General features: G+C 73.5%; 7 protein-coding genes. 1 reads left to right on the forward strand and 6 read right to left on the reverse strand.

The window, feature by feature from the left end:
* Positions 1–72 precede the first annotated feature (72 nt).
* From ACFWV2_RS22045 to rsmI, 6 genes are all read right to left on the reverse strand, one after another.
* Entirely contained in the window at positions 73–984 is a 912-nt protein-coding gene (locus tag ACFWV2_RS22045) for a 4-(cytidine 5'-diphospho)-2-C-methyl-D-erythritol kinase (protein WP_384406802.1), read from the reverse strand.
* Positions 981–1,853 (reverse strand): 16S rRNA (adenine(1518)-N(6)/adenine(1519)-N(6))-dimethyltransferase RsmA, encoded by an 873-nt coding sequence (gene rsmA / locus ACFWV2_RS22050; protein ID WP_384406804.1) that lies wholly within the window; start codon positions 1,851–1,853, stop codon positions 981–983. Before rsmA ends, ACFWV2_RS22045 begins: the two co-directional genes overlap by 4 nt.
* 28 nt (positions 1,854–1,881) lie before the next feature.
* Entirely contained in the window at positions 1,882–3,156 is a 1,275-nt protein-coding gene (locus ACFWV2_RS22055) for a ubiquitin-like domain-containing protein (protein WP_384406806.1), read from the reverse strand.
* 96 nt (positions 3,157–3,252) lie between these two features.
* The gene (locus ACFWV2_RS22060) at positions 3,253–4,122 is read right to left on the reverse strand and encodes a TatD family hydrolase (RefSeq protein WP_384406808.1); all 870 of its coding nucleotides are present in this window, start codon (positions 4,120–4,122) and stop codon (positions 3,253–3,255) included.
* A 63-nt stretch (positions 4,123–4,185) separates the two neighbouring features.
* Positions 4,186–4,605, reverse strand: coding sequence for a hypothetical protein (locus ACFWV2_RS22065; protein ID WP_384406810.1), 420 nt, complete (start codon positions 4,603–4,605; stop codon positions 4,186–4,188).
* Positions 4,606–4,743: 138 nt separating this feature from the next.
* Positions 4,744–5,631, reverse strand: coding sequence for a 16S rRNA (cytidine(1402)-2'-O)-methyltransferase (gene rsmI, locus ACFWV2_RS22070; protein ID WP_384406812.1), 888 nt, complete (start codon positions 5,629–5,631; stop codon positions 4,744–4,746).
* 52 nt (positions 5,632–5,683) lie between these two features.
* Between rsmI and ACFWV2_RS22075 the strand changes: the two genes are divergently transcribed.
* The gene (locus tag ACFWV2_RS22075; RefSeq protein ID WP_384406814.1) at positions 5,684–7,426 is read left to right on the forward strand and encodes a dolichyl-phosphate-mannose--protein mannosyltransferase; all 1,743 of its coding nucleotides are present in this window, start codon (positions 5,684–5,686) and stop codon (positions 7,424–7,426) included.
* The last annotated feature ends 129 nt before the right edge of the window (positions 7,427–7,555 follow it).

The following is a 7,555-nucleotide window of genomic DNA, read 5'->3' on the forward strand; positions in this document are numbered from 1 at the left end:
CCCCCGCCGGACGGGCGGCACCCGTCGAAGACCGGGCCCGGGGCGCGGACGGACGAACGCGCCGGGTGGGTGTCAGGCCGTCAGGACGACCGCGCCGGGCACCGGGGACGTCGCCGCCCGGGCCGTCCGGCACGTGCCCGAGGCCGTCAGCGCGGCGGCCACCGTCTTCGCCGTCTCCGCGTCCTTCACCAGGAACGCCGTCGTCGGGCCCGAGCCGGAGACCAGCGCGGCCAGCGCGCCCGCCTCGGTGCCGGCCGTCAGGGTCGCGGCCAGGGACGGGCGCAGGGAGAGCGCCGGGGCCTGGAGGTCGTTGTCCAGGGCCCCCGCGAGCGCGGCGGTGTCGCCGGTGCGCAGGGCGTCCAGGAGGGCCGGGGAGGCGGCCGGCTCGGGGATCTCGACGCCCTCGGTGAGGCGGTCGAACTCGCCGAACACCGTCGGCGTCGACAGCCCGCCGTCCGCGACGGCGAACACCCAGTGGAAGGTCCCGCCGACCGGCAGCTCCGTCAGCCGCTCACCGCGCCCCGTGCCGAGCGCCGCCCCGCCGACCAGGCTGAACGGCACGTCCGAGCCGAGCTCCGCGCAGATCTCCAGGAGCTCGTCCCGGGTCGAGTCCAGGCCCCACAGCGCGTCGCAGGCGAGCAGGGCGCCCGCGCCGTCCGCGCTGCCGCCCGCCATGCCGCCGGCGACCGGGATGTCCTTGGCGATGTGCAGGTGCACGTCCGGGGAGATGCCGTGCCGCGCGGCGAGCAGTTCGGCGGCCCGCGCGGCCAGGTTCGTGCGGTCCAGCGGCACCTTGTCGGCGTCCGGGCCCTCGCACGTGACGGTCAGCCCGGCGGCGGGCGTGGCGGTCACCTCGTCGTGCAACGACACCGCGAGGAAGACGTTGGCCAGGTCGTGGAAGCCGTCGGGGCGGGCCGCGCCCACCGCGAGCTGCACGTTGACCTTGGCGGGGACGCGGACGGTGACCGGGCGGGGGGTGCTCACGCCTTCGCCTCCGCGATCCGCGCGAACTCCTCCACCGTCAGGGCCTCGCCCCGCGCCTGCGGCGAGATCCCGGCCTTCACCAGGGCCTCCTCGGCCGCCGCCGGAGAGCCCGCCCAGGTCGCGAGGGCCGCGCGCAGGGTCTTGCGGCGCTGCGCGAAGGCCGCGTCGACGACCGCGAAGACCTCCTGCCGGGTGGCGGTGGTCACGAGGGGCTCGGTGCGGCGGACCAGGGAGACGAGGCCGGAGTCGACGTTCGGCGCGGGCCAGAAGACGTTGCGGCCGATGGACCCGGCCCGCTTGACCTCCGCGTACCAGTTCGCCTTCACCGACGGCACGCCGTACACCTTGTTGCCCGGCTTGGCGGCCAGCCGGTCGGCGACCTCGGCCTGGACCATGACGAGGGTCCGCTCGATGGTCGGGAACCGCTCCAGCATGTGGAGCAGGACCGGCACGGCCACGTTGTACGGCAGGTTGGCGACGAGCGCGGTCGGCGCCGGGCCCGGCAGCTCCTGGACCTGCATGGCGTCGGCGTGGACGAGCGCGAAGCGGTCGGCGCGGGCCGGCATGCGGGCGGTGATCGTGGCGGGCAGCGCGGCGGCGAGGACGTCGTCGATCTCGACGGCCGTCACGCGGTCCGCGGCCTCCAGGAGGGCCAGGGTGAGGGAGCCGAGTCCCGGCCCCACCTCCACGACCACGTCGTCGGGCCGTACCCCGGCCGTGCGGACGATCCGCCGGACGGTGTTGGCGTCGATGACGAAGTTCTGGCCCTTCTGCTTCGTGGGGCGCACGCCGAGGACGGCGGCCAGCTCACGGATGTCGGCGGGGCCGAGGAGGGCGTCGGGGCTTTCGGGGCCGGTGGTGGTGCTCACCGGTACAGCCTACGGCCGCCCGTGGTGCTCATCGGTACAGCCGCCGGCCGCAGTGGGGCCACGGGCTCGCCCCCCGCTGCACGTAGAGCTTCTTGGCCCGGAAGGTCTGTTCGGCGGCGGGCGCGTTCTGGGCGACGCCGCTGCCGCCGAGGGAGCGCCAGGTGCCGGGGTCGAACTGGTACAGCCCGCCGTACGTCCCCGACGGGTCGACGGCGCCCGGCCGGCCCCCGGACTCGCAGGCGGCGAGCGCGTCCCAGTCGAGGCCGTCGGCGCCCGCGACGGAGGCGGGCAGTCGGCGGGTGCCGACCCGCACCTTGCGGTTGACCGGCTCGCGGACGATCTCCTCGGCGGTGCGCCGGGGCTTCTGCCGGACTCCGTTGACGGTGCGGATGCTGTACGTGACGCGGCGGACGCCGGTGACGCCCTGCCGTTCGACGACCTCGGTGCCGGCGAACAGGTCGGGGTCGCGGGTCCTCTCGACGGCGTACGGGACGGCCTCCTCCCGAACCTGCCGGGAGCCGGTGATCCGCAGCACCGCGACGGTCTGGCCGTCGCGGGGGAAGGAGTCGGGGGTGACGGAGGTGGCGTCCTGGCCGGAGAGGGTGATCCCGGCCTCGGCGAGGGCTTCGCGGACGGTGGCGGCGTTCGTACGGACGGTCCGCTCGCGCCCGTCGGCGAGGAAGGTGATGGTCCGCTCGGTGCGGACGTCGAGGGCGAGGCCCCGGCGCGAGATGGGGGCGCCCCGGGAGACCGACAGGTACGCGCCCTCGGCGCGGACCCCGAGCTGACGCAGGGCTCCCTCCACGGTGCGGGCGGTCGTCCACACCTGGCGGCGCTGCCCGTCGAGCGTGAGGGCGACGGGCCGCCCGTACCGGACGACGACCTCGTCGCCGCTGGTCAGGGCCTCGCCGGGGGCGGGCGCGACGATGTCGTGGGCACCGACGGCGAGACCCTGGTCGGCGAGGAGCTCGTCGACGTCGTCGGCGAAGGTGTGGAAGGTGCGGGGGACGCCGTCGACGGAGAGCCGGACGGCCTTGTCGTCGGCGACGAAGGCGCTGGTGCCGCCGGCGAGGAAGGCCACGACGAGGGCCTGCGGGACGAGCCGCCGCAGGCCCTCCCCCGCGGGCCCCGAGGCCTTGCGGCGGCGGGCGGCGCGCCGGGTCGCGGCGCGGGAGCCCTGCCCGGGGACGGCGGGTGCGACGGGCGGCACGAGGGGTGCTGCCAGCGTCGGCTGCTCGTGCACGGGCAGCGTCGCGCCCGCGCCTCGCCGTCCGGCTCGGTGACTGCCCTGGGAAGTGCTCACGAGGCCGGGACCCTAGCCCCGACCCCGGTCACCCAGCCGGACGACCCGACCACGAAACGTAATCGTTATGGAGCGGCGGTGCGTGCTCCCCCGGTCTCAGTAGTCGAAGGCGCGGGCGGTGTTCACGGCGATCGCCTCGGCCATCTCGTTCTCCCCGATGCCCCGTACCTCCGCCATCGCCCGCAGGGTGACCGGGATCAGGTAGGGGGCGTTCGGGCGGCCGCGGTAGGGCGCGGGGGTGAGGAAGGGCGCGTCCGTCTCGACGAGGACGAGCTCCAGCGGGGCGACGGCGAGCGCGTCCCGCAGGTGCTGGGCGTTCTTGAAGGTGACGTTGCCCGCGAAGGACATGTAGTAGCCCTTGGCGGCGCAGATCTCGGCCATGGCGGCGTCACCGGAGTAGCAGTGGAAGACGGTCCGCTCGGGGGCGCCCTCCTCGTCGAGGACGCGCAGCACGTCGGCGTGGGCCTCGCGGTCGTGGATGACGAGCGCCTTGTCGTGCCGCTTGGCGATCTCGATGTGCGCGCGGAAGGAACGCTCCTGCGCGGCGATGCCCTCGGGGCCCGTGCGGAAGAAGTCGAGTCCGGTCTCGCCGACCCCGCGGACGTACGGGAGGGCGGCGAGGCGGTCGATCTCGCCGAGCGCGTCGTCGAGGGCCGCGTCGCCGCCGCCCTCGCGGGCACCCTGCCGGGACCGGCCTTCGGGGTCCCCGAGGACGATCCGGGGCGCCTCGTTGGGGTGCAGCGCGACCGCCGCGTGCACGTGTTCGTGGGCGGCGGCGGTCTCCGCGGCCCACTGCGAGCCCTTCACGTCGCAGCCGACCTGCACGACCGTGGTCACCCCGACGGCCGCGGCCTTCACCAGGGCCTCCTCGACGGTCCCGGACTGCAGGTCCAGATGGGTGTGCGAGTCCGCGACCTCCACGAGGAGGGGTTCGGGCAGCGGCGGCGGGGTGTCCTTGGCACTCATGCCCCGATCGTACGAGGGCGGTGAGTGCCCGCGTGCGGGGTTACCCTCCCCGCCGGGAGCCGTTCACCGGCGGCTCCGGAAGGGGTGCAGGAGGTCCGAGAGGTGCCAGTGGTGCGGCACCGGGGGGCTCCCGGGGGTGTCCTCGGTGAGTTCCTGCCCGATGGGCCCGGACGGCGAGACCGGCTTCGTCGCCCGCGCCCCCTGCCCGTGCTTCTCGGTCGCCGCGATCAGGTCGAGCACGGACGACACCTGCCCCGCGCGCATGATGCGGACGACATGACCGCCGCAGTTCATGCAGGTGGGGCTGGACAGCGGGGACGGGACCCGCTCCCCCTCGGCCTTGTAGACGACGAACTCGTGGCCGGCGGCGTCGACGTGGTGCTCGATGTCGTACGCCTGCTCCCAGCCGTATCCGCAGCGCATGCAGGCGAAGGCGTACGCCTCGTGGGCGACGGATATGCCGGTGCCGGTGATCTCGCTCATGCCAGCTCCTCTCCACTGATCAGTGGACGCCTTTTCGGGCCGGAGCGCATCAGCGCGGGGCGAACCATGGAAGGCTCTTGGCTCTTCCCTTGCCGAGCGCCCAAGGAAAGGTCCCGGCGCCGGGTTCGGCTTTGCCTTTCAGATTAGCTCTTTGCCGTTTCCGGAGCCTTTTCCAGCCGCGTTCTTTGCCGCGACGACGGCATCGAACACCTCCCGCTTGGGCAGTCCCGCGTCGGCGGCGACGGCGGCGATCGCCTCCTTGCGCCGCTCCCCCGCCTCCTCGCGCACCTGCACCCTGCGCACCAGCTCCTCGGCGTCGAGCTCGGCCGGTCCGGTCTCGGGGGCGCCCTCGACGACGACGGTGATCTCGCCGCGTACGCCCTCGGCGGCCCAGGCCGCGAGCTCGGCCAGCGGCCCGCGCTTGACCTCCTCGTACGTCTTGGTCAGCTCGCGGCAGACGGCGGCCCTGCGCTCGGCGCCGAAGACCTCGGCCATCGCGGCGAGCGTGTCGTCGAGCCGGTGCGGGGCCTCGAAGTAGACGAGGGTGCGGCGCTCGTCCGCGACCTCGCGCAGCTTCCCGAGGCGCTCGCCGGCCTTCCTCGGCAGGAAGCCCTCGAAGCAGAAACGGTCCACCGGAAGCCCGGACAGGGCCAGCGCGGTGAGCACGGCGGACGGGCCGGGAACGGCCGTGACCTTGATGTCCTGCTCGACGGCGGCGGCGACGAGCCGGTAACCGGGGTCCGAGACGGACGGCATGCCCGCGTCGGTCACGAGGAGCACACGGGCGCCGCCGGCCAGCGCCTCGACCAGCTCCGGCGTACGCGCGGACTCGTTGCCCTCGAAGTAGGAGACGACCCGGCCCGTGGTGTGGATGCCCAGCGCACGGGTCAGACCCCGCAGCCTCCGGGTGTCCTCGGCGGCCACGATGTCCGCGTTCTCCAGTTCGGTGGCGAGTCGGGGCGGAGCGTCCGCGATGTCACCGATGGGGGTCCCTGCGAGTACCAGCGTTCCTGTCACACGGACCATCCTCCCAGCCCGGACGGGCGACGCGCACAGGCGCGTTCCCTACGATGGCGCGGTGACCAGTACCGCACCCGAGACCCTGGAGGGCCGGCACGCCGTGGCAGAGCCCTCTTCGTGGCAACACCGGCTGCGGCGTTTCGGCTATGTGCCGCCCGCCGGAAGCGCCGCACCCATCGGGCTGCGGGAGCGGCTCGTCCCCCCGTACACCCGTCCCTCCGAGCGTGTCCTCTCGCTCCTCGGCATCGGCGCAGACCGCGCCGAGAGGCTGTGGCGGCTGACGGCCTGGGGCGGTCCGCTCCTGGTGACGGCGGTCGCCGGGCTGCTGAGGTTCTGGAACCTGGGCAAGCCGAACGCGGTGATATTCGACGAGACGTACTACGCCAAGGACTCCTGGGCCCTGATCAACCAGGGGTACGAGGGGTCGTGGCCGAAGGACATCGACAAGACCGTCCTCGCGGACCCCGGCTCGGTGCTCGTGCCGACGGACCCCGGCTATGTCGTCCATCCGCCGATGGGCAAGTGGGTGATCGGCCTCGGCGAGAAGATGTTCGGCTTCGAGCCGTTCGGCTGGCGCTTCATGGTGGCACTGCTCGGCACCCTGTCCGTCCTCATGCTGTGCCGGATCGGCCGGCGTCTCTTCCGCTCGACGTTCCTCGGCTGCCTCGCGGGCCTGCTGCTCGCCGTCGACGGGCTGCACTTCGTGATGAGCCGCACCGCGCTCCTCGACCAGGTGCTGATGTTCTTCGTCCTCGCCGCCTTCGGCTGCCTCGTCCTCGACCGCGACCGGACCCGGAAACGGCTCGCCGGGGCGCTCCCGGAGGACGAGGAGGGGGTCCTGCGGCCCGACGCGGAGATCGCGGAGTCGCTGCGCCAGGGGTGGCGGCCGTGGCGGATCGCGGCCGGCGTGATGCTGGGCCTGGCGGCGGCGACCAAGTGGAACGGCCTGTACGTCATGGTCGGCTTCGGCCTGATGACGGTCCTGTGGGACGTCGGCGCCCGCCGCACGGCGGGCGCGGTCCGCCCCTACCTCGCGGTGATCAGGAAGGACCTCGTCCCGGCGTTCGTGTCGGTGGTGCCGGTGGCGATCGTCACGTACCTGGTGACGTGGACGGGCTGGATCGTCAGCGACAAGGGGTACTTCCGCGACTGGGCCGCGAAGCAGGACAGGCTCGACGGCGGCGGGACCTGGAGCTGGCTGCCGGACTGGCTGCGCAGCCTCTGGCACTACGAGACCGAGGTCTACACCTTCCACGTCGGCCTGACCTCGCCGCACACCTACGAGTCGAACCCCTGGTCGTGGATCGTCCTCGGCCGCCCCGTCTCCTACTTCTACGAGTCCCCCGCCCCCGGCACCGCGGGCTGCCCTGCCACCACGAAGGAGAAGTGCGCCCAGGAGGTCCTCGCCCTCGGCACCCCGCTCCTGTGGTGGGCCGCCTGCTTCGCCATCCTGTACGTCCTGTGGCGCTGGGCCTTCCGCCGTGACTGGCGCGCGGGCGCGATCGCCTGCGGCATCGCGGCCGGCTGGGTGCCCTGGTTCCTCTACCAGGAACGCACGATCTTCCTCTTCTACGCGGTCGTCTTCGTGCCCTTCCTGTGCCTGGCGGTGGCGATGATGCTGGGCGCGATGCTCGGCAGGGCGGGCTCGACGGAGAGACGCCGCACGTTCGGCGCGGTGGCGGCGGGCTGCCTGGTCCTGCTGATCGTCTGGAACTTCATCTACTTCTGGCCGATCTACACGGGGACGCCTATCCCGATAGACGAGTGGCGGGGGCGGATGTGGCTGGACACGTGGGTCTAGCCACGTGAAGACGCCGAGGGGGGGGGGCCCCGGGGGGGGGCCCCCCGCGGTTTGGCAAGAACAACCACCATTGGGGCGGTAAAACCCACCGACCCCCACGGGGGGGGTTTTTGAGGGGGTTGTTGAACA

Source organism: Streptomyces sp. NPDC058671, from assembly GCF_042716475.1.
Lineage (GTDB): Bacteria > Actinomycetota > Actinomycetes > Streptomycetales > Streptomycetaceae > Streptomyces.